Annotated in this window: 24 protein-coding genes; 12 read left to right on the top strand and 12 right to left on the bottom strand. The window is 60.5% G+C overall.

The features are described 5' to 3' along the window. The 5 genes from AC3WWR_RS18995 to AC3WWR_RS18975 all read left to right on the top strand — a co-directional run bounded on the left by AC3WWR_RS18995 (window position 1) and on the right by AC3WWR_RS18975 (window position 5642). The gene (locus tag AC3WWR_RS18995; RefSeq protein WP_492598954.1) at window positions 1-2472 is read left to right on the top strand and encodes an ABC transporter permease; all 2472 of its coding nucleotides are present in this window, start codon (window positions 1-3) and stop codon (window positions 2470-2472) included. Further along, a complete protein-coding gene (locus AC3WWR_RS18990; RefSeq protein WP_492598949.1) occupies window positions 2462-3535 on the top strand; it encodes a lipocalin-like domain-containing protein in 1074 nt (357 codons plus the stop codon). Before AC3WWR_RS18995 ends, AC3WWR_RS18990 begins: the two co-directional genes overlap by 11 nt. Before the next feature lie 117 nt (window positions 3536-3652). Then, window positions 3653-3895 (top strand): hypothetical protein, encoded by a 243-nt coding sequence (locus AC3WWR_RS18985; RefSeq protein WP_020796260.1) that lies wholly within the window; start codon window positions 3653-3655, stop codon window positions 3893-3895. Between the two features lie 132 nt (window positions 3896-4027). Further along, the gene (locus tag AC3WWR_RS18980; protein ID WP_033044852.1) at window positions 4028-4609 is read left to right on the top strand and encodes a hypothetical protein; all 582 of its coding nucleotides are present in this window, start codon (window positions 4028-4030) and stop codon (window positions 4607-4609) included. 355 nt (window positions 4610-4964) lie between these two features. Continuing rightward, the gene (locus tag AC3WWR_RS18975) at window positions 4965-5642 is read left to right on the top strand and encodes a type 1 glutamine amidotransferase domain-containing protein (RefSeq protein WP_033044854.1); all 678 of its coding nucleotides are present in this window, start codon (window positions 4965-4967) and stop codon (window positions 5640-5642) included. 108 nt (window positions 5643-5750) lie between these two features. Here the strand turns inward: AC3WWR_RS18975 and hglS are convergent, their stop codons facing one another. The 3 genes from hglS to AC3WWR_RS18960 all read right to left on the bottom strand — a co-directional run bounded on the left by hglS (window position 5751) and on the right by AC3WWR_RS18960 (window position 9671). Then, window positions 5751-7130 carry a 2-oxoadipate dioxygenase/decarboxylase HglS gene (gene hglS, locus AC3WWR_RS18970; protein WP_083348810.1) on the bottom strand — a complete coding sequence of 460 codons (1380 nt, stop codon included), beginning with the start codon at window positions 7128-7130 and terminating at the stop codon, window positions 5751-5753. Window positions 7131-7241: 111 nt separating this feature from the next. Next, window positions 7242-8198 carry an alpha/beta fold hydrolase gene (locus tag AC3WWR_RS18965; RefSeq protein WP_020796264.1) on the bottom strand — a complete coding sequence of 319 codons (957 nt, stop codon included), beginning with the start codon at window positions 8196-8198 and terminating at the stop codon, window positions 7242-7244. Between the two features lie 21 nt (window positions 8199-8219). Continuing rightward, window positions 8220-9671, bottom strand: coding sequence for a flavin-containing monooxygenase (locus tag AC3WWR_RS18960; RefSeq protein WP_492598948.1), 1452 nt, complete (start codon window positions 9669-9671; stop codon window positions 8220-8222). A gap of 191 nt (window positions 9672-9862) precedes the next feature. On the opposite strand from AC3WWR_RS18960, the gene AC3WWR_RS18955 reads away from it, so the two are divergent. Continuing rightward, a complete protein-coding gene (locus AC3WWR_RS18955; protein ID WP_020796266.1) occupies window positions 9863-10936 on the top strand; it encodes a diguanylate cyclase in 1074 nt (357 codons plus the stop codon). A 410-nt stretch (window positions 10937-11346) separates the two neighbouring features. Here AC3WWR_RS18955 and AC3WWR_RS18950 read toward each other — a convergent pair whose 3' ends face one another. Then, window positions 11347-12216: an isocitrate lyase/PEP mutase family protein gene (locus AC3WWR_RS18950; RefSeq protein WP_110753048.1), complete on the bottom strand. Its 870-nt coding sequence runs from the start codon at window positions 12214-12216 to the stop codon at window positions 11347-11349. Window positions 12217-12417: 201 nt separating this feature from the next. Here AC3WWR_RS18950 and AC3WWR_RS18945 point away from each other — a divergent pair, with 201 nt between their 5' ends. Next, entirely contained in the window at window positions 12418-12990 is a 573-nt protein-coding gene (locus AC3WWR_RS18945) for a histidine phosphatase family protein (RefSeq protein WP_151141834.1), read from the top strand. Then, window positions 12990-13745, top strand: coding sequence for a precorrin-6A synthase (deacetylating) (cobF, locus tag AC3WWR_RS18940; RefSeq protein ID WP_020800002.1), 756 nt, complete (start codon window positions 12990-12992; stop codon window positions 13743-13745). The genes AC3WWR_RS18945 and cobF overlap by 1 nt, the downstream gene beginning before the upstream one ends. A gap of 8 nt (window positions 13746-13753) precedes the next feature. Here the strand turns inward: cobF and ftrA are convergent, their stop codons facing one another. Next, window positions 13754-14728 carry a transcriptional regulator FtrA gene (gene ftrA, locus AC3WWR_RS18935; RefSeq protein WP_151141836.1) on the bottom strand — a complete coding sequence of 325 codons (975 nt, stop codon included), beginning with the start codon at window positions 14726-14728 and terminating at the stop codon, window positions 13754-13756. 101 nt (window positions 14729-14829) lie between these two features. Here ftrA and AC3WWR_RS18930 point away from each other — a divergent pair, with 101 nt between their 5' ends. The 3 genes from AC3WWR_RS18930 to AC3WWR_RS18920 all read left to right on the top strand — a co-directional run bounded on the left by AC3WWR_RS18930 (window position 14830) and on the right by AC3WWR_RS18920 (window position 17693). After that, on the top strand, window positions 14830-15249 hold the full coding sequence (locus AC3WWR_RS18930) for a rhodanese-like domain-containing protein (protein WP_020800004.1): 420 nt from the start codon (window positions 14830-14832) through the stop codon (window positions 15247-15249). Window positions 15250-15612: 363 nt separating this feature from the next. Then, window positions 15613-16392 (top strand): ABC transporter substrate-binding protein, encoded by a 780-nt coding sequence (locus AC3WWR_RS18925; RefSeq protein WP_020800005.1) that lies wholly within the window; start codon window positions 15613-15615, stop codon window positions 16390-16392. A gap of 188 nt (window positions 16393-16580) precedes the next feature. Continuing rightward, window positions 16581-17693: a succinylglutamate desuccinylase/aspartoacylase family protein gene (locus tag AC3WWR_RS18920; RefSeq protein WP_188263508.1), complete on the top strand. Its 1113-nt coding sequence runs from the start codon at window positions 16581-16583 to the stop codon at window positions 17691-17693. An 8-nt stretch (window positions 17694-17701) separates the two neighbouring features. Here AC3WWR_RS18920 and AC3WWR_RS18915 read toward each other — a convergent pair whose 3' ends face one another. The 3 genes from AC3WWR_RS18915 to AC3WWR_RS18905 are packed head-to-tail and all read right to left on the bottom strand — an operon-like array spanning window position 17702 to window position 19807. After that, a complete protein-coding gene (locus tag AC3WWR_RS18915) occupies window positions 17702-18319 on the bottom strand; it encodes a hypothetical protein (RefSeq protein ID WP_151141840.1) in 618 nt (205 codons plus the stop codon). Continuing rightward, the gene (locus tag AC3WWR_RS18910; protein WP_455710425.1) at window positions 18316-19071 is read right to left on the bottom strand and encodes a DUF2515 family protein; all 756 of its coding nucleotides are present in this window, start codon (window positions 19069-19071) and stop codon (window positions 18316-18318) included. Before AC3WWR_RS18910 ends, AC3WWR_RS18915 begins: the two co-directional genes overlap by 4 nt. After that, the gene (locus AC3WWR_RS18905; protein WP_455710426.1) at window positions 19055-19807 is read right to left on the bottom strand and encodes a PAAR domain-containing protein; all 753 of its coding nucleotides are present in this window, start codon (window positions 19805-19807) and stop codon (window positions 19055-19057) included. Before AC3WWR_RS18905 ends, AC3WWR_RS18910 begins: the two co-directional genes overlap by 17 nt. A gap of 193 nt (window positions 19808-20000) precedes the next feature. Here AC3WWR_RS18905 and AC3WWR_RS18900 point away from each other — a divergent pair, with 193 nt between their 5' ends. Further along, complete coding sequence (locus tag AC3WWR_RS18900; protein WP_151141842.1) at window positions 20001-20717, top strand: alpha/beta hydrolase; 717 nt, start codon at window positions 20001-20003, stop codon at window positions 20715-20717. 3 nt (window positions 20718-20720) lie between these two features. Here AC3WWR_RS18900 and AC3WWR_RS18895 read toward each other — a convergent pair whose 3' ends face one another. The 4 genes from AC3WWR_RS18895 to AC3WWR_RS18880 form a co-directional block, all read right to left on the bottom strand. Continuing rightward, entirely contained in the window at window positions 20721-21293 is a 573-nt protein-coding gene (locus AC3WWR_RS18895) for a DcrB/PsbP domain-containing protein (protein ID WP_492598947.1), read from the bottom strand. 155 nt (window positions 21294-21448) lie between these two features. Then, window positions 21449-22123 carry a glutathione S-transferase family protein gene (locus tag AC3WWR_RS18890; RefSeq protein WP_151141846.1) on the bottom strand — a complete coding sequence of 225 codons (675 nt, stop codon included), beginning with the start codon at window positions 22121-22123 and terminating at the stop codon, window positions 21449-21451. An 83-nt stretch (window positions 22124-22206) separates the two neighbouring features. After that, a complete protein-coding gene (locus tag AC3WWR_RS18885) occupies window positions 22207-22995 on the bottom strand; it encodes a hypothetical protein (RefSeq protein ID WP_020800010.1) in 789 nt (262 codons plus the stop codon). A 230-nt stretch (window positions 22996-23225) separates the two neighbouring features. Further along, entirely contained in the window at window positions 23226-24407 is a 1182-nt protein-coding gene (locus tag AC3WWR_RS18880; RefSeq protein WP_033042172.1) for an acetyl-CoA C-acetyltransferase, read from the bottom strand. Window positions 24408-24418: the final 11 nt, after the last annotated feature.

Below are 24418 nucleotides of genomic sequence, written 5' to 3'. Positions count from 1 at the left end.
ATGCGCATTTTTCGTGAAACCCTGCGCGCACTGCTCAGCCATTGGCGGCAGCACCCGGTGCAGTTTTTCAGTGTGCTGACCGGGTTGTGGCTGGCCACCAGCCTGCTCACCGGTGTGCAAGCACTGAACAGTCAGGCGCGGGACAGCTATGCCAGGGCCAGTCAGCTGATCGGCGGCGAACCTCAGGCCAGCCTGAGTGCACCCGGTGGCGGGACCTTTTCCCAGCAGCTGTTTGTTGACCTGCGCCATGCCGGTTGGCCGGTGTCGCCGGTGTTGCAAGGACGGCTGACGCTCAAGGGCCACGAGGATCAGCGCCTGCAACTGATGGGCATCGAGCCCGTGTCGCTGCCGGCCGGCTCCGAGGTGGCGGGGCAGGCACTGGCCATCGAACAGGTCGTGGAGTTTTTCACCCCGCCAGGCAGTACCTGGATCGCGCCGCAGACCCTGCAGGCGTTGGGATTGGCGCCGGGCGAGCGGCCGCAGGCGTTGAACGGCCAGGCATTGCCGCCCCTGCGCGCCGAGGCTGACATGGCGCCGGGTGTGCTGCTGGTGGATATCGGTTTTGCCCAGCAGATACTCGGTTTGCCCGATCAGCTATCGCGCTTGCTGCTGCCCAAGGATTTCACCGCGACACTGCCCGATTCGTTCAAGGGCCAACTTCAGCTTAAGACCAGCGACGAAGAAAATAATCTGGCGCGCCTGACCGAGAGCTTTCACCTGAACCTGGACGCCTTGGGGTTTCTATCGTTCGTGGTCGGCCTGTTCATCGTGCATGCCGCGATCGGGCTGGCGTTGGAACAGCGTCGAGGTTTGCTGCGGACCCTGCGCGCGTGCGGCGTCAGCGCGCGGATGCTGATCGCCTGCCTGGCCGTCGAGCTGGGTGCTCTGGCCTTGATCGGCGGCGTGGCGGGTGTCGTCAGCGGTTACCTGCTGGCCAGCGTGTTGCTGCCGGATGTCGCCGCCAGCCTGCGCGGGTTGTACGGTGCCGAAGTGGCGGGGCAGTTGAGCCTGAGCCCGCCGTGGTGGCTCAGCGGTATCGGCCTGGGCCTGCTCGGCGCCGCGCTCGCGGGAGCCAACAGTTTGTGGCGTGCAGCGCGTTTACCGTTGCTGGCCCTGGCCGACCCCCAGGCCTGGCATCAGGCCCATGCGCGCTGGCTGCGCCGCCAGGGCTGGGTCGCGGCGATGGCCTTGGGCGTCGCGTTGCTGGCGTTGTTGCGCGGTGACAGCCTGGCCAGCGGATTCTTGCTGATGGCCACGCTATTGCTGGGCGCAGCGTTAGCGTTGCCGGTGGTACTCAATGCCGTGCTCAATGGGCTGACGCACCACAGTTCGACGGTACTCGGTCAGTGGTTTGTCGCCGATTGTCGCCAGCAACTGCCGGCCTTGAGCCTGGCGCTGATGGCGTTGTTACTGGCCCTGGCAGCCAACATCGGTGCCGGCAGCATGACCGCCGGTTTCCGCCACACCTTCAGCGACTGGCTGGAACAGCGGCTGACCGCCGAGCTTTACCTCAATCCACAAAACCCGGCCCAGGCCCGGGAGATGTACGGCTGGCTCCAGCAACAACCGCAACTGACGGCGGTGTTGCCCAACTGGCAGGTGTCGATTCAATTGCAGGGCTGGCCGGCGGATGTGTTTGGCGTGATCGATCATCCGACCTATCGCCAGCATTGGCCGTTGCTTGAGGCCGTGGGCGACAAGCCTTGGGACAGCCTGGCGGCGGACGACGCGATAATGCTCAGCGAGCAACTGGCGCGGCGCTTGAAGGTCAGGCTCGGCGATCAGGTGACGATTGCCACGCCCAACGGTTCCTGGTCACCACGTATCGTCGGGATCTACGCCGACTACGGCAATCCCAAGGGGCACCTGCTGGTCAACGTCAACCACTTGCTGCGCGGCTGGCCACAACTGGCGCCGAACCGCTTCAACCTGCGCATCGAGCCGGCATTGATCACGCCGTTCGTGACCGCGCTGCAAGCGCGTTTTGCCCTGGAGGACAGTCGCATCGTCGACCAGGCCCGGCTCAAGAACTGGTCGACGCAGGTGTTCGAGCGCACCTTCGCCGCCACCGCCGCGCTCAATAGCCTGACCCTTTGCGTGGCGGGCGTGGCGTTGTTCATCAGCCTGTTGACGCAAAGCCAGAGCCGTCTCGGGCAGTTGGCGCCGTTGTGGGCGCTGGGCGTGACGCGCCGCCAACTGATGCTGCTCAACCTCGGGCAAACCTGGCTGCTGGCGGTGCTGACGTTGGTACTGGCGTTGCCGCTGGGCATTGCGTTGGCCTGGTGCCTGGACTCCGTGATCAACGTCCAGGCGTTTGGCTGGCGTCTGCCGCTGCGGGTATTTCCCTTGCAATTGCTGCAGCTGATGGGGCTGGCGTTGTTGGCGACCTTGCTGGCGTCGGCGTGGCCGCTTTATTCGCTGTATCGCACACAACCGGCGGACCTGCTGAGGACCTTTGCCCATGAGGATTAAGCGTTGGGCGTGGCTGGTCATTGCGTTGCTCGCTGGTTGCGATCAGCCGGCGCCGGTCGAGAAGGGTTTTGCCGGCCTCGGCAATCAAGCGACCGCCTTTACGCCGGTGGTACCCGGTAGAGTGTTCAGCTTCCCGGCGGATCACGGCCCCCATGACGGCTTTCGCATCGAATGGTGGTACGTCACCGCCAACCTCAAGGATGAGCAGGGGCGCGAATTCGGCGTGCAGTGGACGCTGTTTCGCAGTGCCTTGAAAGCGACACCCGAGGCGACTGGCTGGGCGAGCCAGACGATCTGGCTGGGCCACGCGGCGGTGACCTCGGCCTCGGTGCATCACGCCGCCGAGCGTTATGCCCGCGGCGGCGTAGGGCAGGCCGGCGTGAGCCTTGCGCCCTTCAATGCGTGGATCGACGACTGGCGTTTCAGCAGTCAGGCAACGGGGCCCGACCCGTTGGCCGATCTGCAACTCAGTGCCCGTGACAAGGCGTTCAGCTATCAACTGCGACTGACCTCGAATGGACCGCTGGTGCTGCAAGGGGACAAGGGATTCAGTCAGAAATCCGAACAGGGCCAGGCTTCCTATTACTACAGCCAGCCGTTTTTCCAGGCCAGCGGCCTGCTTGAGATCGACGGCGAGCGTTTCCAGGTCCGTGGCCCCGCGTGGCTCGACCGGGAATGGAGCAGCCAGCCCCTGACCGCCAACCAGAGTGGCTGGGACTGGTTTTCCCTGCACCTGGACAGCGGCGACCAGGTGATGCTCTATCGCATGCGGCAAAAAAGCGGCGAACCTTACCTGACCGGAACCTGGATCGACGCCCAGGGCCAGGCGCAAATGCTTAGCGCCGACGACATCCTTCTCACTCCACAGGACACCGCCAAGGTAGCCGGGCGCACGATGCCGGTGCGCTGGTCGATCCGGATCCCCGGCAAACACCTTGATATCGTCATCAGCGCCCTGAATCCCAAAGCCTGGATGGATCTGCGCATTCCCTATTGGGAGGGGCCGGTGCGGTTGAGCGGCAGCCATGGTGGGCAGGGGTATCTGGAAATGACCGGTTATTAGCGTCTAAAGATCGCAGCCTGCGCCAGCTCCCATGGGAAATCGCATTGCGTGCAATCAACCGGAACTCCGCCCGGCGTCCACCTCTCTACCGTACGAACACCCCCGCAGGAGTCCGACATGCGCGAAGACCTCACACCGCCCGACCTTGACGCGTGGCAGCGCCTGTTTGAAGACGAGGCTTATTGGCAGCAGTCTCCTGACTCCTATTACATGGACTTGCAGCGCCTGGCTGACGATTTGCTGGGGCAGGGCGCCATAGATCTCGAACAATGGCAGGCGCTCAAGGCCCGGGCGGAGCAATCCCACAAGGACTCACCGGCGATCAACGTAACCCGGGAGCTGGATGATCCTGACGCATGACCGCCAGCGGCAAATCGACCGTACAAGAAACTGCGAACACTCCCGTATCAGCGTCTATGCTCATCCCACACACGGCGTTTGATCTTGTTTCGGCGCCGTTTGTCGTCATTCATCACAGGGAATGTTCTGCCTATGAAACTTCATGCACTGACCAAAGCTGTCACCCTTGCTACCTTGTTGTCCGCTGCCAGCCTCAGCGCCGTTGCCGCAGATATCCCGTTGTCTGCCGTCGTGGAGGCTGATCAAGTCAGCACCAAAGTCGTGTCGGTCGATGCCGCCAAACATCAAGTGGTGCTTGAAGGGCCGGAAGGTCGTCAGGTCCACGTGCAACTGACCGAGAAGGCAAAAAACCTCGGCCAGCTGAAACCCGGCGATCAGGTCGATATCAAGGTCACCCGCTCCGTCGCGGCCTACCTCGACACCGATGTCGACAAGGGTTTGCCGGGCAGCTCGGAGCGTGCCGGCGAAGCCCGCAATGCACCCGGTAGCGTGCCAGGCGGCGAAGCTTATCGTCAGGTACAAGTCCAGTTGCAAATCACCGACATCGACCTGAAGAAAAACCAGGTGTCCTTTAAAAACCCGGCGGGGCAGACCAAAACCATCACTGTCGAAAAACCGGAAGTTCAAGCCAAGTTGAAGGACCTGAAAGTCGGGCAAAGCGTTTATGTGACTTACACCGACATCCTGCAGGTGACCAGCAAGTCCGGAAGTTGAGTGATTGTTCACTGATTGTTCCTGTACAACTTTTTGTATAGGAACAATCAAGTTTGGCCGAACTGGTGGGTTTAAATTGTTGGTTTTAATGGAATTTAAATCGACATCCAATCGAATATGTATCGGCAAATTTCATGTTTAAAGCACGGACATATCCATAAACATCTATTAAAATACACCCCGTTCGCCCAGTGTCAGGGTTCTTTACCAGTGCATGGATTGCCGAGGCCATAGCGCTGGGCGAACACTTTTTCAAAGTACGACTGCACTTTCAATCGAATGAGGGGCGCGGGCTTAAACTTGTAACTAAGTGTTATATGTTGTGCTTGCAGTTCCGAGATGGAGTGACGACGACATGAAAATCCTGATGGTTCTAACGTCCCACGATCAGTTGGGTAACACCGGCAAGAAAACCGGCTTCTGGCTGGAAGAATTCGCTGCACCCTATTACGTTTTCAAGGACGCCGGCGCGCAACTGACCCTGGCCTCGCCCAAGGGCGGCCAGCCCCCGCTGGACCCCAAAAGCGACGAGCCGGATGCGCAAACCGATGCCACCCGACGGTTTCGCCAGGACCCGGCGGCTCAATCCGCATTGGCCTCGACCGTCATGCTGGGCACGGTGAAGGCCGGGGACTACGACGCAATTTTCTATCCAGGCGGCCATGGACCGCTCTGGGACCTGGCGGAAGACCGTGATTCGATCGCCCTCATCGAAGCGTTCTACAACGCCGGCAAGCCGGTCGCGGCCGTCTGTCATGCGCCCGGTGTATTGCGCCATGCCAAGGACGCCGACGGCCAGCCTCTGGTCAAGGGCAAGAAAGTGACAGGGTTTACCAATAGCGAAGAAGAAGCCGTGCAACTGACCAAGGTCGTGCCGTTCCTGGTGGAGGACGAACTGAAGGCCAAGGGCGGGATTTTTTCGAAGGGGCCTGATTGGGCGAGCTACGTGCTGACCGATGGCCTGCTGCTGACGGGGCAAAATCCAGCGTCTTCACAGGCCGCGGCCGAGGCTTTGCTATCAAAATTGAAATGAACATCCTGTAGGAGCCCGGCTTGCCGGCGAAGGCGCCCGATAGGCCAACGCCATGCTTAAGGACGCCTTCGCCGGCAAGCCGGCTCCTACAAGGGTCGTCAGGTTAGTTTAGTGACCCAGGGCGGCTAGGCACTGCTCGATCGAGCGCTGTTGCGTTTGTGCATACAACTGCAGTTCATCAATCGTCGAACGCCCCAGGGCTTTTTCGAACGCCTGCTGGTTGGAGTGCACGCCGTAGTGGGTTTGCGCCGCATCGCCCAGGTTTGACTGAAAGATCCCGGCCGCGCTTACCGGCAGGAAATCCTCGTAGACCAGCGGTTCAACGCGCAGATACCCGCCGCTGACCAGATCTTCGAGCGTCATGGTTTTCAGTTCAGCCGCAGCCAGGCCTTTTTCCGTCACAAAGTAGCGAAAGAACGCCAGTTCCTGTTGGCGCATGCCCTCATAGGTGTCGGGAAACTCGCTGAAGTGTTGCGCCATCAAATCGTTGTAGCGGGCGGCATTGGCTTCGTTGGGGAAGTCCTTGAGTTCGTCCCGGGCGGCATTGAGCAAACGGTCGTACAGCGCCCGGCCCTTGGGCGTCAGTGCGGCACCGCGTTGTTCGATTTCACCGAACCGGGCGCTGTGGCTGCCGCGAGTGTCGGATTGATCGGTGAAGGCAACGGGCTCGTCAAGCGCCTTGAAACTGGTCTGGCGCAGCAGGATTGGGAACTGGCGGCGGGGCGGGCCTTCGATCACCGCTTTGGGGGTGATGCCGTGCACTGGCATCTGCGCCTGCACGATGTCGATGTCCAGGGTGCGTGGCGTCAGGTGATTGATGTGCGGTCCCTTGAACGCCACCACGTCGGCAATCAGGCGATGCTGGGCGCTGAGTTTCTGATACTGCTCGGCGGTAACGGTGGCGCTGTGGTGCCAGCGGAAAGTTTCCAGGGCCTGGTCGACGAACTCATCGGCCTCTTTTTCGCTAAGGCCGCCTTGGGATTCGGCGCGTTCGATCAGCGTAAGGGCGGCGGCGGTGAAGATCGAACGCTGATCCAGCACCGACTGGGCAAAGGCCCGCAGCTCCAGGTCTTCGATCAATTCCAGGCGTAGCAGCGAGGTGAACACCCGGAACGGGCTGACCTGCAAAGACGCTTCATGCACCGCGCGAAACGCCGTGGAATGCACTGGCACCCCGGCCGGAGTCAGGTCGTAATAACCCACCGGCTGCATGCCCATGACCGCGAACAGGCGGGCGAGGGTGGCCAGTTCTGCGGCGGTGCCAACGCGGATTGCACCATGACGCTCCAGGTCCAGGCGCTCGATTTCGCCGGTGCTGTTCAACTGCTGGGCCACTTGCGGGTCGTTGTCCAGCACGTGACGGTTGGTCTGTTCCACCAGTTCCATCAGCGCGCCGTACAGCGGCACTTCTTCGCGGTACATGTCGGACATCGCTTTGGAGAAGCGTTGGCGGATCAGGTCGGGGCTGATGAAGCTTGGCTGGCTCATGAACAAAATTCCTGGCGCGTTGACGAGAAGGATGGGCGAAAAGATCGCAGCCTTCGTCGACGCCGGCAAACGAAGTTTCTGACGGACTTCATTCTGCAAAGGACTGCCAGTTCAGTGCAGTCGTTGATCCTGAGGGCTTTCCGAGCGCAGCGATGCCAAAAACTCCCGATACAGGCGTGCCGAACCGGCGGGTGCTTCGAGCATCGGCATGTGCCCGATGCCTTCCCATATTTCCACCCGCAGGTCCGCCAGGCCCTTGCTCCAGATCGCCACGCTGCTGACATCGATCAAGCGATCCTTGCGCCCCCAGAGCAACAGTGCCGGCGCCTTGATCGCTGGCAGCCTGGGTTCCATTGGCGGGCTGGCGCGAAAGTCGCGGAAGATTTCTTCCAGTTCGTCACGCGACTGTTGGTAGCGATGGGCGACGGCATCCAGCACCACGCGCGGCACCCAAGGTGGTTCGGCCATGGTCATGCCATAGAAGTATTTGAATTCTTCCCGTGAGTGGATCAGGAACGGGTTGTGGCCCCTGGCCAAATGCCGCTCCAGGTCACTGGGTTCTGGCGCGGTCACCCCGGCAGGGTCGAACAGGGCGAGCGAGGCAATGCGCTCCGGATAGTTGGCCGCCAGCCAGGCTGCGATGTAGCCGCCCATCGAGTTGCCGATGACATGGACCTTATCGACCCCGCAGACATCGAGCAGCTGGATCATGCGTTTGGCTTGCAAGGGAATGTCATAGCCGCCACCCGCCTTGAAGCCGGTTTCGCCATGGCCGGCGATGTCGGGGATGATCACCCGGTAGTTGCCGACAAAGTGCCGGGCAAAACGCAGCCACAGGTTCTTGTCGGCACTGAAGCCGTGGAGCATCAACACGTTGCTGGACGCCTCATACGGCCCGCCTTGCCAGGTCGAGACGGTCATTTCGGCGATGGGCACGACGATCTTGTGCAATTTGTACAACTTGGCTTCGACGGCCACGCTCAAGTCGTACAGCCAGTACCCGATGGCCGGGTAGCTCAACCAGCTCCAGGCGGCAAATACCGCGATAGCGACAACCAGTAAAAGCATCAGCGTCTTCCTTCTATCTGATCAGGACACGATGTGGTCCGCCGGTTTCAGGGTTCGGGTCAAGCGATGAAAGCTGAAACTGAACCCGGGAAACATGGCAATCACATGACCGCTCTTGCTTTGATACCAACTGTGGCAGCCTCCTGACTTCCACACTGTGCGTTTCATCTCTCTATGGATCATTTCAGTGTAGGTACGTTCTGCCTCGGGGCGTACTTCGATGCTGCGCAAACCGCGTGCTTTTATCGTGCGGATGCAATCGAGGATGTAGTTCATTTGCGATTCGATGATGAACAGTGCTGATGTGTGGCCGATTCCAGTGTTCGGCCCGGTGACGATAAACAGGTTGGGGAAGGCCGGCAGGCTGGTGCCGAGATAGGCGCGCGGATATTGCGACCAGACGTCCTTGAGGCAGATGCCGTTTTTTCCCGTGACGGGGTAGGAAATCACCCCGTCGGTAGCGTCGTAACCGGTGGACCAGACGATCAGGTCAAGGTCGATGTGCTGGCCGTCCTGCATGAGGATGCCGGTTTCATCGATGGCCTTGATGCCCTGTTCGCGGCTGTGCAATGTCACGTTGGTGCGACACAGCGCGGGGTAGAGCGTGCTCGACAGAATTACCCGCTTGCAGCCGATCGTATAGTCGGGCGTCAGTTTACGCCGCAGTTCGGCGTCCGGCACTTGGCGTTTGAGAAAGCGCAGTGCCTGATGCTGCACCATGCCGATTGCCGGCTTCGAGTATTTGAAGGCAATCACCCGGGTTTCGAATTGCCAGTAGATCATCCAGCGCAGCAGCTTGTAGGCCGGTTTGAGGCCGAGCAACCAGCGCTGGAAGCGGCCAAAGGTGCGGTCGGCCCTTGGCAGTACCCAATGCGGCGTGCGCTGGAACACATGCAGGTGCTCGACATCCGGGGCTATCGCCGGAATCACTTGGGCTGCGCTGGCGCCACTGCCGACGATGGCCACACGCTTTTGCCGGTAGTCGTAGGAATGATCCCAATTGTTGGTATGAAAAGATTTGCCGCTAAAGCGTTCCTGACCTTCGAAGTGTGGGATCACCGGTTGGCTCAAGGGACCGGTGGCATTGATCAGGAACTGTGCATAAAAAGCGCCCTTGGTGGTGTGAACCGTCCAGCGTTTATGTTCTTCGTCCCATTCGACACGCTCGACATTGGCCTGCAGCTCCACCTTGTCCCGCAGGCCGAAGTGCTCCACCACGTAGCGGGTGTAGCAGTGCAGTTCAGCCTGTTCGGCGAACATCTGCGTCCAGCGGTAGGGCGCGAACGACAGCGAATAGAGTGGCGAGGGCACGTCGACTGCGGCGCCCGGGTAGGTATTCTGGCACCAGGTGCCGCCGAAGAAATTCCGTCGTTCCAGCAGGCGAAAATCGTCGATGCCGGCCTTGAGCAAATTGATCGCCGCGCACTGGCCGCCAAAACCGCTGCCGATGATCAGCACTTCGAAGGTGTGCATGGGCCTCCTGTTCAACGTTGTGATTCAGTCCTTCACTTCATGTATAGCCGTTTCTGCAGATTCAACGATTTGCAGGCGACGGGAGTTCGTCCCGCCAGCCGGTGATGGCTATTTGCCGTTGCCCTGTTAGACTTCGGGCACACCCTGCAATCGCGGTGTGAACAGGTTCGTTCTGTGGTGCAGAGGTCCCAATGGGAAAGACGGGAGGAAAAGGACTTTCACTGGCCAAGAGGCTCTACACGTCGCGCATCCTTGGCCTGGTGTTAGGTTTGATCTGCGTGAGTGTGGCGATGTATCCCCTGGACCCGGCTCCCTGGGTATGGGGGGTGATGCTGTTCAACGGCTTGCTTTGGCCTCACCTGGCCTATCTGTGGGCGCGACGTGCCAAGGCCGCTTATCACGCCGAACACCGCAACTTGTTGATCGATGCCTTTATGGGCGGCTTCTGGGTCGCCGCCATGCAATTTAATCCGCTGCCCAGTGCCACCACCTTGTCAATGATGGCCATGAACAACGTCGCCATCGGCGGTTTGCGTTTTCTCCTGGTGGGCAGTGTGGCGCAGCTACTCGGCGTGTGCGTCGGCTGGTTGATCTTCACCCCGGCCTTCATTCCAGAAACCAGTCAGCTGCAGCTTTACGCCTGCTTGCCCTTGATGTGTTTTTATCCCATCGCACTGGGCTGGATCTGCTATCGCCAGGCCTATACCCTCGGCAGGAAAAAGCGTGAACTGCTGGCCCTGAGCCGCACCGACAGCCTGACCGGCCTGCTCAATCACGGCGCCTGGAAGGATCAGTTGGAGATTGAATTCCAGCGCTGCCAACGCCAGCAGCAGGGCGGGGCCATTGCCCTGATCGACATCGACCACTTCAAAAGCATCAATGACACCTACGGCCACGTTGCCGGTGACATCGTGCTGCGGCAACTGAGCAAGATGCTCAAGCAGAACCTGCGGGTGAGCGATGTGGCCGGGCGTTATGGCGGCGACGAGTTCTGCGTGATTCTTCCCGACCTGCCCCTGGGCAGTGCAGCTGCGGCCATGGACGCCTTGCGCGACCGCTTCGCGACCCTGGGCTACGAGCAAAACCCGTCACTGAAAGTCAGCTTGAGCATCGGCCTGGCAGCCTTCGACGTACGCCACGCTGACGCGACCCTGTGGCTCAACGACGCTGACCAGGCGCTCTATGAGGCCAAGACCACGGGGCGTAATCGTGTTATCTGTAGCAGTAATGACCGGCCTCACCACGAGTTGCTTGACTCGGTCTGACCTTCTGCGCCGCCCCCTGTAGGAGCTGGCTTGCCAGCGATGACGACCTGAGAACCGAGCAATCTCTCGTGGCTATACTTGATCTATTGTGGGAGCTGGCCTGTCGGGCCGCCGCATCGCAGCGAAGGCGGCCTGAGAGCGGACCTGTGTTTTGTTGACTGTGTACATATCCATTGCTGCGGTAACGACGGCTTATGGTTTCGCCCTTACGGCGAGTCCCTTTTGTCTAACGCCCTCCGGTTGGCTTCGCTGCACCTACATGCAGCGTGTTCGACTGCGTCGAACGGCGCTGCGCGCCACTCCCCGGATGAACACCGGAACGAGGCCTCCCGATATAGGGCGGGTGGATCAAGAGCAAGAGCAAGAGCAAGAGCAAGAGCAAGAGCCGGCCAGAGCCAACCCTTCAGCCCTTACTCTTTAACATGCATGAACTCCTCCGCCCAACGGATGTATTCCTCTGGCTGGGTGTAGGTATGCGTCAGTTCGGTAGCGCTGAGATCTGCCGCCTGGGTAAATATCTGGCGCTGTTCGCGCAGGCTGTCGTACGTCGCCTTGATGGCGGCGAAGTAGGCGCCGTGGCCGTCGATGACGACTCGCACGCCCAGTTCGGCGAGGCGTTTGTCGTCACGCAACAACGGATTGCCGTAGGTCACCAGCATCAGGGGCACGCTCAGGTGTTCGGCGATCTGCTCCAGGTGGTCGAAATCCTTTACCCCCACCATGCAGATGCCGTCCGCGCCGGCGGCTTGGTATTGCTTGGTGCGGCTGATGATTTCCTGGACCGGCAGGATGCCTGCATGGGTGCGGGCGATGATTGCCATTTCCGAGTCGCACCGGGCTTCCAGTGCCGCGCGAATCTTGCCGACTCCTTCGGCGACCGTGATCAGGTCCGTGGATTTTCGACCAAATTGTGCTGGCAGCAAGGTGTCTTCGATGGTCAGCGCGGCCACGCCGGCACGTTCGAGCTCAACGATGGTGCGCATGACATTGAGCGCGTTGCCGTAACCGTGGTCGGCGTCGGCAATCACCGGCAATTGGGCGACGCGGCCGATACGGGTGGCCTGTTCGGCGAATTCGCTGAGGCTGATCAACGCAAAGTCCGGGGCGCCCAGGACCTGCAAAGACGCGACCGACCCACCAAGGATCCCCACCTCGAACCCGAGGTCAGCAGCAATGCGTGCCGACATCGGGTCGAAGACCGACGCGGTGTGATAGCAAGTGTTGGAGGCGAACAGTTGGCGAAAATTGCGGCGCAAATCTTGATGAGAAAGCCTGGACATATGAGTTCCACCAATGGAAATGGAAAGGCTTGAGCAAAGGTGTCAACGCCGAAGAAGTGGAAGGCTATCACGTGGGCCGGTCTGAAATGATGACGAATTTGCAGGTTTTCCGGCCAAGACGATCTGTCTTACGGCACAATTGTGCAATGACTGACGGCCAGGCACTGATTTTCCTATTTATCCCATAGAGTGATTTTTTTCGTGCAGGCAACCCGTTTGACCTTGATCTGCCACGCTCGAACCCAGGCACAGAAACTGGCGCGCTTTCCTTTGGACGAACCCCTGGAGATGGATTGGCAATCGGCGCGTGGCTCTCGGGGCGCTCGATTCTCGCAGGCATCGCGCCTGCTGTGTGCTCCAGAGTTACGTACACGACAGACCGCCGAGCTGTTCGGTACGCCCGTGGAAATCGTCGACGCCCTGCGCGATTGCGACTTTGGTCATTGGCGCGGCAAGCGAATCAGCGACCTGCAAAAAAACCAGGACGAACGACTTCAGGCCTGGCTTGCCGACCCACGTTCGGCACCCCACGGTGGCGAGTCGGTGGCGCAAGTCGGCAAACGCGTCGCCACCTGGTTGAAAACCCTGGAAGCGCAGCCCGGCCATGTACTTGCCGTGACCCATCCATTCGTCATGCGTGCCGCATTGATGCACGTGCTGCAGGGTTCAGCCTTCAACCTGATCGATGTCGAGCCGCTGTCGACGATAGACCTGCAGTTCCATGGTTGCTGGCGGCTCCGGCTGTCGTGCAACGATAACGAGAGAATGCCTTGATGAAAAAACTGCTGGTCATCGGCATCGGCGCCGGCAACCCTGACTACATCACCCTGCAGGCCGTGAAGGCGCTGAATCGGGTGGATGTTTTTTTTATCATGGACAAGGGCCAGAGCAAGGATAAGCTGATCGACCTGCGCCGCGAGCTGTGCGAGCGCCATATCACCGATCCGCACTACCGTTTTGTCGAAGCCTCGAGCCCGGAGCGCGAGCGTGGCGACGTCGACTACAGAACCAGCGTCGATGCGCTGAACCTGGCCAAGCAGCGAACCTTCGAGCGGCTGATCAATGAAGAACTGGCCGATGACCAGTGCGGCGGTTTTCTGGTGTGGGGCGACCCGGCGTTGTACGACAGCACCATTCGCATCCTGCAGGCGATCCTGGTTTCAGGCACCTGTGCCTTCGAGTTCGAGGTAATTCCCGGCATCACCAGCGTCCAGGCGCTGGCCGCGCAGCACAAGGTGGCGCTTAATCAAATAGGCCGCTCGGTTGAAATTACCACCGGCCGGCGCTTGGCCGCGGGGCAGGTGAGTGATGCCGACAGTCTGGTGGTGATGCTCGACGCCCAGGATGCTTATCAGCATGTTGAGGATCGGCAGACAGAGATTTACTGGGGCGCCTACCTCGGGACGCCGGATGAAATCCTCATCAGCGGCAAGCTCGAGGAGGTAGCGCAGCAGATCGAGCGGGTGCGCAAGGCGGCCCGGCAGGCCAATGGCTGGATCATGGACACCTATCTATTGCGCAAGCCCTGAAGCACGCCTCAGGAGATGCGCTTGTCCGTTTGCCCAAACCGTTCTCGATACACTGACGGCGGCAGGCCGACCACATTGCGAAATGCCACGCGAAAGCTTTCCACTGAACGATAACCACACAGCTGGGCGATTTGCTCGGTGTGCTGGTCGGTGCTTTCCAGCAATTCCCGGGCACGCCCCAGGCGCTCATGTTGCAACCAGGTCTTGGGCGACTGACCGCTGGCTTCGGTGAAACGGCGCAGGAACGTGCGCTCGCTCATGGCGGCTTCGCTGGCCAGGTCGCGAACCTCCAGCGGTTCGTGCAAACGCTCGCGTGCCCACTGCATGACGCGCGAAAGATCGCTACGCGGCGTAGGACTGACCGGCGTCGGAATGAACTGTGCCTGGCCCCCGGTGCGTTGCGGTGACATCACCAGGCGCCGCGCCACCGAGTTGGCGACCTGGGTACCGAAGTCCCGCGCCACCAGATGCAGGCAGGCGTCGATACCGGCTGCGCTGCCGGCCGAGGTGATCAACTGACCCGAGTCGACATAGAGCACGCCTGGGTCCACCAGGATGTTCGGGAAGCGCTCAGCCAGTTCCGCGGTGTAGCGCCAGTGAGTGGTGGCGCCGCGACCGTCGAGCAAACCGGTAGCGGCCAGTACGAACACCCCCGAGCAGATCGACAGTAACCGCGCGCCCCGCGCATGGGCCTGGCGCAGGGCCATCAGCAATGCCTCAGGCACGGCTGCATGACGATCGCGCCAGCCGGGAATGATCACGGTCCGGGCTTGTTCCAGCAGCTCCAGGCCGCCATCGGCCAGTATCCGGATGCCGCCCATGGCGCGCATTGGGCCTTGATCGACGGCCGCGATCTGATGGCTGTACCAAGGGAAATCGAACTCTGGCCGCGCCAGCCCGAAGATCTCCACGGCGATGCCGAATTCGAAGGTACACAGGCCGTCGTAGGCCAGGATCGCGACCAGCCCTGGAGAAGCATGCATTTGGCGGAAAATTCCCGGTGAGTGTCTTGTGCGCCACTTTAGACCCTGGCGCCGCGTAGATAAAGTCTGTTCACACCCACTGACCTTCCGGAGCCCTGCCCATGACCAGCCTCGTGCGCGAAATACCAGCCGCCCCTTCAGCCATTGCCTTGATGCATTTCAGCAACCGCCTGACATTCGAAACCGACTGTTCCGACGTCTACGCCAGCCAACAGGCCGGTGAAGTCGATTTTGTCCTGGTGGATGTGCGGGGGCCGCTGGCGTTCGACCGGGGGCATGTACCCGGCGCGATCAACATTCCCGGGCGCCTGCTCACCGTCGATGGTTTGCGCGACTACCCGAAAACCAGCCTGTTCGTGGTCTATTGCGCCGGCCCCCACTGCAACGGCGCGAACAAGGCAGCGGTGAAACTGGCGGCGCTGGGTTACCCGGTCAAGGAAATGATCGGCGGCGTGACCGGGTGGCTGGACGAAGGGTTCGCGTTGAGTGCGGCGAGTGCCGCTGTCGGCTGTGCGTGCTGACCCCCTGTAGGAGCGAGCATGCTCGCGATGCACCTGAGAACGCCGCGGGGTGTCAGGTACCCCGCGTCATCGTTGACGACCATCGCGAGCATGCTCGCTCCTACGTGTCGGTGGCGACCACGGATCGACGTCTCGGCAAACCTCGTCCTTTGTAGGAGCGAGGTGGTTTTCTATCGGACGTTGCACCGCTTTAGCGCATGCTGGATTCGCTTGCGCGTCGCTGACCACTTTCCGTAAATATTTGTCGCCTCCAAATAATTTACCCTGTGAAGGCCGCTCTAGACTGCCGGCCACTTCGGTTTCCCGGCCACAAGCTACCGACCGAAAGCTATCAATAAAAGTCTCCGCACACAGGAGTTATAAATGAAAAAGCTAGTGATGTTCGGTGCCCTGGCACTGTCGATGTTGTCCCTGACCGCCGTGGCCGCGGATACCAAGCCCATCCGCATCGGTATCGAGGCCGGTTACCCGCCGTTCTCGATGAAAACCCCTGACGGCAAACTCACCGGTTTCGACGTGGACATCGGCGACGCACTGTGCGAGCAGATGAACGTCAAGTGCACTTGGGTCGAGCAAGAGTTCGACGGCCTGATTCCTGCGCTGAAGGTCAAGAAAATCGACGCCATCCTCTCGTCCATGACCATCACCGACGATCGCAAGAAAAATGTCGACTTCACCATCAAGTACTACCACACCCCGGCGCGTTTCGTGATGAAGGAAGGTTCCGACGTCAAAGATCCGTTGACCGAGCTCAAGGGCAAGAAAGTCGGTGTCCTGCGTGCCAGTACCCATGACCGTTTTGCCACCGAAGTGCTGCAACCGGCAGGGATTATCCTGGTGCGCTACGGTTCCCAGCAGGAAGCGAACCTGGACATGGTGTCCGGTCGCGTCGACGCACTGCTGGCCGATTCGGTCAACCTCGACGACGGTTTCCTGAAGACCGACGCCGGTAAAGGTTTCGCTTTCGTGGGGCCTGAGTACAACGACCCGAAATACTTCGGCGGTGGCGCCGGGATTGCCGTGCGCAAGGGCGATACCGCCTTGGCCGAGCAGTTCAACAAAGCCATTACCGAGATCCGCGCAAACGGCAAGTACAAGCAAGTTCAGGACAAGTACTTCAAGTTTGACGTTTACGGCGAGTAATCGAGCCGTTCAAAAAAATGGCCCCGTTGACGCGGTGGCCATTTTTTTATGCTCATGATTTATCCTCCCTATCACATTGCTCACTGTAGGAGCTGCCGCAGGCTGCGATCTTTTGATCTTGCTTTTAAAAAATCAAAATCAAAAGATCGCAGCCCGCGGCAGCTCCTACAGAGAATCGGAGTCTTCCCATGCAACGCATCGACCATTCACTGCCCTGGAGCCACCTGGGGACCGAGCGCACCCTCAGCGTGTTTCGATATGGCGCAGGCACCCGCAAAGTCTATATCCAGGCCAGCCTGCACGCTGATGAACTGCCAGGCATGCGCACGGCCTGGGAGCTCAAGCAGCGCCTGGCGGAACTGGAAAGCCAGGGTCAACTGCAAGGCCTGATCGAACTGGTGCCGGTGGCCAACCCCATCGGTCTCGATCAGCACCTGCAAGGCAGCCACATGGGGCGCTTCGAACTGGGCAGCGGCAAGAACTTCAACCGCTCGTTCGTCGAACTCAGCGCACCGGTAGCGCAGCGGGTGGGCGATCGTCTGGGCAGCGATGCCGAGGCTAACATCGCCTTGATTCGCCAGGCCATGGGCCAAGTACTCGACGACCTGCCGGCCCCGGCGTCGCAACTCGAAGCGATGCACCGCCTGTTGCTGCGCCACGCCTGCGACGCCGACATCACCCTCGATCTGCATTGCGACTTCGACGCGGCGATCCACCTCTACGCCTTGCCGCAACACTGGCCGCAGTGGCAATCGCTGGCGGCGCGCCTGAAAGCCGGGGTGGCGTTGCTGTGCGAAGATTCCGGCGGCAGTTCCTTCGACGAATCCTGCTCTTCGCCCTGGTTACGCCTGGCCAGGGCTTTCCCCGAAGCCGCCATCCCACCGGCCAACCTGGCAACCACGCTGGAGCTTGGCAGCATGGGCGATACCCGGGTCGATCAGGCCCGGGCCAATTGCGAGGCGATCCTGGGCTTTCTCGCCGAGCAGGGTTTCATCAAGGGCACCTGGCCCGTGGCACCGAGCGAGTGCTGTGAGGGCATGCCGTTTGAAGGCACTCAATACCTGTTCGCACCGCATCACGGCGTGGTCAGCTTCCTGCGCGATGCCGGTGAATGGGTGGAGCAGGGCGATGCACTGTTTGAAGTGGTCGACCCGCTGAACGACAAGCTCACTACCGTGCGCGCGGGCACCAGTGGCGTGTTGTTCGCGATCGATCGTGGTCGCTATACGCAACCGGGCACCTGGCAGGCGAAAGTGGCCGGGCGCGAGCCGATTCGGGTTGGGAAGTTGATTAACGATTGAGGGGAGATTCATTGCACGCCTCGTGATCGGTGGATGCCCAAGGTGATGAGGTAGCGTTCTTCAGTGGAGTGCTTGACGTCCTTGAAACGGCCAACCACCAGCATCAGTTGGTACTTGTCACCTGCTCGCCAGTAAGCTTTTTCGACGTTTTTTACACCTTGCAATTGGGCACGCCATTGCGGGGTGTCGGCGAATGAGGGGAAGTCCTTGACCCGGATGGGTACCCAGCCAGCGTTGCGCCATTGCTCCTGCAGATCCAGCACAACCTTGAGGGTGTCGTCGAGTAATAGCGGCTCGACTTGCGGAGACATGCGGACACCGTCAATCCGTTCATCGCGTCCAAAACCTACCGTGAAGAAACGGGCCAGCGGAGTCACAAAGCCAAACTCAGGATCTGCGAAGCGCAGACGGGCATCAGACTTGGGAACATTGAACCAGGAGTGCCCTGGTATGACTGGGTCGATTCTTGCGCTGGAGCGCTGGCGCATGGCCTCGTACGGCTCGCCAATCACGAGAGCGATTTCCGGCTCATCCGAAAGTTTTTGAATCGCCGCCAGCGTCAGGAGGGCGGCGACCGCCATTACCAACGCACCACGTCGCGAGCCCACGCGTTGCAACAGGCTCATCGCACGCCACCACCCAGGGCAATATCCCGAATCGACCGCTCAATCTGCTCGCTCTGGTCGCTGTGCAGCAGATCATCAAACTGCTTCGCTGCCCTCAGTACGAAGGCCATGCGCTGATTGATATCGGCCAGGTTGGCAAAGGGGGTGTTGCTGAAACCAATGGTGCGTCCATCATCGATGCGGCGGCACTGACTGGCCAACGTCAATTCGATGGCTTCGGCGGCACCGGACGGAAAACCGACCAGGTAGGAAAGATGATTACTGTACAGCAATGAATTGAATCGCCAGTCGCTGTACATCGCTGGTTGCAGAATATTGACCTGTTCGTGTTTGGCCAGATGCTCAACACTTTCGGCGATGTTACCCGCCTCAATCGCCTCGAAGGCCAGGAGAATTTCTTCATGGTCAATCCCGAACTCTAGAGTTTTCTGCCCGACCGGCCACAGCACGGGATGTTGGCCATGCCCATAAATGTTGCTACGTGAACCCAGACAATCCTTCATCGCCTCCAGCCCCCGCTCCCGGTAGAACACATGCAGCGGATATACATCCAGAAACAGCGTGGTATTCCCCATGGCCAGCATTTCGTACACAAACCGGTACATCCGTTGCGAGTAGGACAAGGGAAGGTCGGCCCCCCAATGGGTGAAGCCCCACACCGGGTTGTCCCGGTTGGCCTCTTCATACTCGCGTTGGCGCTGCTCAAACGCGCGAATGGTCGCGCGCTTTTCCCGCTCACTGGGGCTGAGCAAACCTCTCAATCCTTGTCTGGCGCTGTCCTTCAGTTGCTATATCGTTTCCTCTTCCGCCTGAACTTTCTCGATCGTGTCGGCCGCGTGCAGCAATCCACAACCCACCTGTTTCGAGGCGAAGGCCGCCAGCCCGGCCCGGGAAACGCGGGTCGTGGCGCCACAGCTGGGCATAGGCGGCATTGATCGCCTTGTTGCGCGCCTTCGGGTCGGCGATCAGCTTGCCGTTCGGTGCCACGACGTTTTCGACCCGCTGCTGGTAGCCGCGCCAATGGTTTTCGCAGGCCGTTCCTGGCCGTTCGCTGAGCGTCGGTGAGGGTGCCCGCGCCGAAGTGAAACTGGATTGTCGCGGCGTCACCGGGTTGCTGGGGGCCACTGGCGTGGCCTCCTGTTGAGGGGCACTTCTCGCGGCTGGTGGCGCAGCACCCTGTCGGGACTCATAGGTGGCGGTGGTAAACGAGGGGACGAGCCCAGCCTTGCAGGGACAGCCGCTGCGGCTGTCCAGCGAGCCCGCCACCAGGCCCCCGTGACTGCCAAAGAACGCGATGCCACCCTCGATTTCGTAGGTTTCATCATTTTTGCCACAGGACACCGGATCCCCTGCGCGAGCATGGGCGAAGCCAAACATCATGACGCGGGTATCGGCGTCCAGCACCTCGCCACCACAGGTGGTCTTGTCACCCTTGCGAATGAAATATCCCTTTGCCATTGCTTGAACTCCTTGTCTGATGACGATCAAATTGCTCCTGCTCCCGATGGGACGGAGGAGTGGCAAAGTGCCGCGCACAGGGTTCACTACGAGGCTGTCGTGCGTAAATCAGACGTTTCCTTGTCTGCTGTAGTCCGATTCCGCAATCGTACCAATGTTGGGAGTCGCTCCAACGAAGGTGCTAGGCTCTGTCCTGAATCCTGCGCACGGTGAAGGAAGGTTTATGCTGAAGTTTCTCGCTCTGTTCACGCTGCTGGCATCCGCCACTGTCCACGCTCAACCCGCCCTGCAAACCGATCTGCCGCTCAAGTACATGGAACAGGTCAACCGCGATTCCAGCGGGCAGCCGCTGGTGATTTTTCTCCACGGCTATGGCAGTAACGAGCAGGATCTGTTCGGCATCAAGGATGACTTACCCAGCGAATACAACTACCTGTCGGTGCGGGCGCCGATGGTGATGCAAGAGGGAAGTTACCAGTGGTTTCGCAAGAAAGGCGAAGGTGCCTACAACGGCGAGACAGATGACCTGAAGTCCAGCGGCCAGTTGCTGCTGGAGTTCATCACACAGGCGACGAAAAAATATCACACACAACCGCATAAGGTGTTCCTGGTGGGGTTCAGCCAGGGCGCGATCATGTCCTACGAAGTCGCCCTGCGGCGTCCCGAAGCGGTGGGCGGGATTGCCGCGTTGAGCGGGCGGATCCTGCCGGTGCTGCGGTCCGAGCTCAAACCGGATGAAAAGCGCGAGTCGCTGGCGATTTTCATCGGCCATGGCACGGCGGACCAGCGCCTTCCCTTGAGCGATGGCACCGAAGCCAACAGCCTGTTGCAAAGCGTATCACTGGAGCCCGAGTTCCACGCTTACCAAGGTGTTGGCCACAGCATCAGTGCCGAAGAACTGCAGGACTTGAGCGCCTGGCTGCAGCGCCTCAATCCCTGAGGCTTATTTGCCGCTGACGATCTGCTTGATCAGGGTTTCGTGAGCCGCCATGTCGCCGGGGCGGGAGATGACCTGAATCACGGTCATGTGGTTGCCCGATGCCGCCATCAACGTGGTGTTGAGGGTCGTGCCGCCGCCCTGGGTGGCGGTGCTGTCGACCTGGCGCACGCCCAGGCCTGTTGCCTTCAGGGTCAGGCTTTTTTCGCTGAGTTTGTTGTAGTCCGGCAGGGCTTGGTGTTGCGCCGAGTCGAAATCGGCCGCGGTGTCGTCGAGAAACTCGCCGTCGTTGTCCTTGACCTTGACCCCCTCGGGCAGGCTGTTTTGCGCAGCGATCACCACGGTCTTGGTGGTTTCATTGGCGTACATGGTGCCGCTTGCGCCCGTGGGGCTGGCTGGCAACGGGTTGGCGATGAACCCCTTGGGCAGGGTGAAGGTGAACTTGCCGTCGAGCATCGAGACCTTCTGCCCCTGCACCGTCTCTTTGGCGGGGGCCTTGGCCGCCTGCACATTCAAAGCCCCCAGGCTGGCAGCTGTTGCCAGCAACAGGACAACGGCTTTTTTACTCAACAGTGACATTCGAAAACTCCAGGGATGGTCGCGCGGTGGGGGCGCGATCATCCCATGGAGGTCGTGACGCATTCCAGTGCGGGCTAACGGACGGTCACTCACTCCAAAGAGCAGGCGCCCGCCGTGATCACTCATTTTCATCACCTTCGAATGTCGTGAACGTCTTACCGGGCCTGGTTCTGCGGGAACAGGTTACGGCGAGTTTCTTCGTCGAATTCGGCCTTTAGCACCAGCTTCTCTTTCAGGCCCAGGGCTCGCTGGGCCGCCGGGCGGGCGCTGATTTCGTCAAACAGGCGCTTGACGTTGGGGTAGGCCGCCAAGCCGTTTTCGCCAAGGATGTACGGCGCATAGTTGGCCCAGCCCCAGAGTGCCATGTCGGCGATGCTGTAGCTGTCGCCAGCCAGGTACTGATGGTCGGCCAGACGCTGGTCGAGTACGCGATAGTGGCGTTCGATTTCCTTGAGATAGCGATTTTTCGCGTAGGGCAGGTCCTCTGGGGCGTGATGCAGGAAGTGCACGGCCTGGCCGGAGAACGGCGACAGGCCGGTGGCAATGAACATCAACCACGACAGCAGCTCGGCGTTGCCGGCAGCGCTGCTGGGCAGGAAACGCTCATGCTTTTGCGCCAGGTGCAGCAGGATGGCCTGGGAGTCGAAAACCGTCGCGTCGCCATCAACCAGGGCCGGAACCTTGGCGTTCGGGTTGATCGCGAGGAAGGCTGGCAAATGCTGCTCGCCCTTGAAGGTGTCGACGCCGATCAACTCATAGGGCGTTTGCAGTTCTTCGAGCAGCAGGGCGACTTTCATCGGGTTAGGCGAAGGATGGAAAAAGAATTTCATGGTGTAGGCCTCAGTCGGGATTGGTTTGGAACTGAGGCTGATGGTGGAGCAAACCTGTTCGATTGACGTACGAGGATGTTGCGCTACTCGTTCGAAATGGTTGAACGTGTTGCCTGGGGAGCGGGTTTCGCCAGCAACCGCCTGGTGACGCCGAGCATGGCTACCGAGACGGCCACGCCAACACCAAAACCCATCATGCCCATGCTGGGCAAGGTCAGCGTCACGACCAGGCAAAAAGCGGAAAATGAATACATACCGGTGGCCGTTGCCCGCAGTAACGCGGCGGTAAACGCCGGGCCTCGGGTTTGCTGGGAGAACACCGCCATCACACTGCCCAGCACCGGGAACACGGCGAGCAGGCCGCTCCAGCGGTCGCCAACGGTACTCGCGAGCCAGGTGACAGCCAGGGTCAGCAAGGCGCCGGCAATCATGCGCAGCAGCAATTTATCGGACTTTGGCGCCGGTCCTGAAACGATTGGCTGCACGGCCGGGAATAAGTGCGGCGCGGCCAGCAGTGCAGTGGCGGCGGCAATCACCGAGAGGGGGAGTGACGGTGGGAGCAACGACAGGACCACGGCAACCAAGGCCCATACCAGGAGCGAGATCGTCAATGCCAGCGGCCATTTTGCGCGTTGCGCGACCTGCGCATAGGTCACGCAGAAGGCAATCATCGCGAACATCGCCGACAGTGCGGCCATGGCCGACTGGGCGGCGAATGCCTGGCCTTGCTCAATGGCAAGGAACAACAGGATAGGTCCGACCACCACCGGCAACCCCGACAACCAACCCGCCACGCTTGGCCCCCAGCGTTTGCCCGCCAGGGAGATCAGTAGCAAAAAGCCAGGAATGACCAGCAATTTGAGCATCAACACGCGCACGTCTCCGACCTGTGTATGGGCGGCAACGTTAGCATCTGGCGGGGTGATTTGCTCTAGTGTTGAACAATTTTTGTATACAAAATGGAGTGCCCGCTGGCTCCTACAAGGAGGACGAGCCGTTCAGCCAATAAAGAAACCCGGTACGACGTGAATCGCACCGGGTGTTTTGCCAGGCGGCGGCGGATCTTCGTGGGTCCCCGCGCCGTCTGTTAAACGCTGTCGTCTTAAGCCCGTTCGAGCGCCAAGGCCACGCCCTGACCACCACCGATGCACAGGGTGGCGAGGCCTTTCTTGGCGTCTCGCTTGATCATTTCATGCAGCAGGGTCACCAGGACGCGGCAGCCCGAGGCACCGATCGGGTGGCCGAGGGCGATAGCACCGCCGTTGACGTTGACCTTGTTCAAGTCCCATTCCAGGTCCTTGGCCACGGCCAGCGATTGTGCGGCGAAGGCTTCGTTGGCTTCGATCAGCTCAAGCTGGTCGATAGACCAGCCAGCCTTGTCCAGGCAGCGGCGAGTGGCCGACACCGGGCCGATGCCCATGATTGCCGGGTCCACGCCAGCGTTGGCGTAAGCAGCAATTTTTGCCAGTACCGGCAAGCCCAGGGCCTTGGCTTTTTCGGCACTCATCAGGATCACGGCCGCGGCGCCGTCGTTGAGCGACGAAGCGTTGCCAGCGGTCACCGAACCGTCCTTCTTGAAGGCAGGCTTGAGCTTGCCCAGGGACTCGGCGGTGGTGCCGGCCCGTGGCTGCTCGTCGGTGGCGAAGGACAGCGGATCGCCCTTGCGCTGTGGGATCAGGATCGGGGTGATTTCATCGACGAAACGCCCGGCTTCGATGGCGGCCACGGCTTTCTGCTGGGAAGCGGCAGCGAAGGCATCCTGCTGCTCGCGGCTGATGTCGTACTTCTGCACCAGATTCTCAGCGGTGATGCCCATGTGGTAATCGTTGAACGCATCCCACAGGCCATCGCTGATCATAGTGTCGACGATTTGTGCGTTACCCATGCGCAGGCCGGTGCGGGCACCGGGCATGACGTAGTTGGCCAGGCTCATGTTTTCCTGGCCGCCAGCGATGATCACCTCGGCGTCGCCGCAGCGGATCGCCTGGGCGCCCAGGTGCAGGGCCTTGAGGCCCGAGCCACAGACCTTGTTCAGGGTCATGGCCGGCACGGCAAACGGCAGGCCTGCCTTGATGGACGCCTGTCGCGCGGGGTTTTGCCCGGCACCGGCGGTCAACACCTGACCCATGATCACTTCATCGACTTCGGCCGGGTCCAGACCAGTTTGTGCCAGCAATTGACGGATCACCGCCGCGCCCAGGTCAACGGCGGAAACATTGGCCAGGGAACCCTGGAAACTGCCGATCGCGGTGCGCGTGGCGGCAACAATGACGACTTCTTGCATGGAATGGTTCC

The sequence above is a fragment of the Pseudomonas sp. EB271-G4-1 genome (assembly GCF_058791355.1).
Note: the sequence above shows the minus strand (reverse complement) of the source record. Positions and strands in the feature narration are given on the sequence as shown.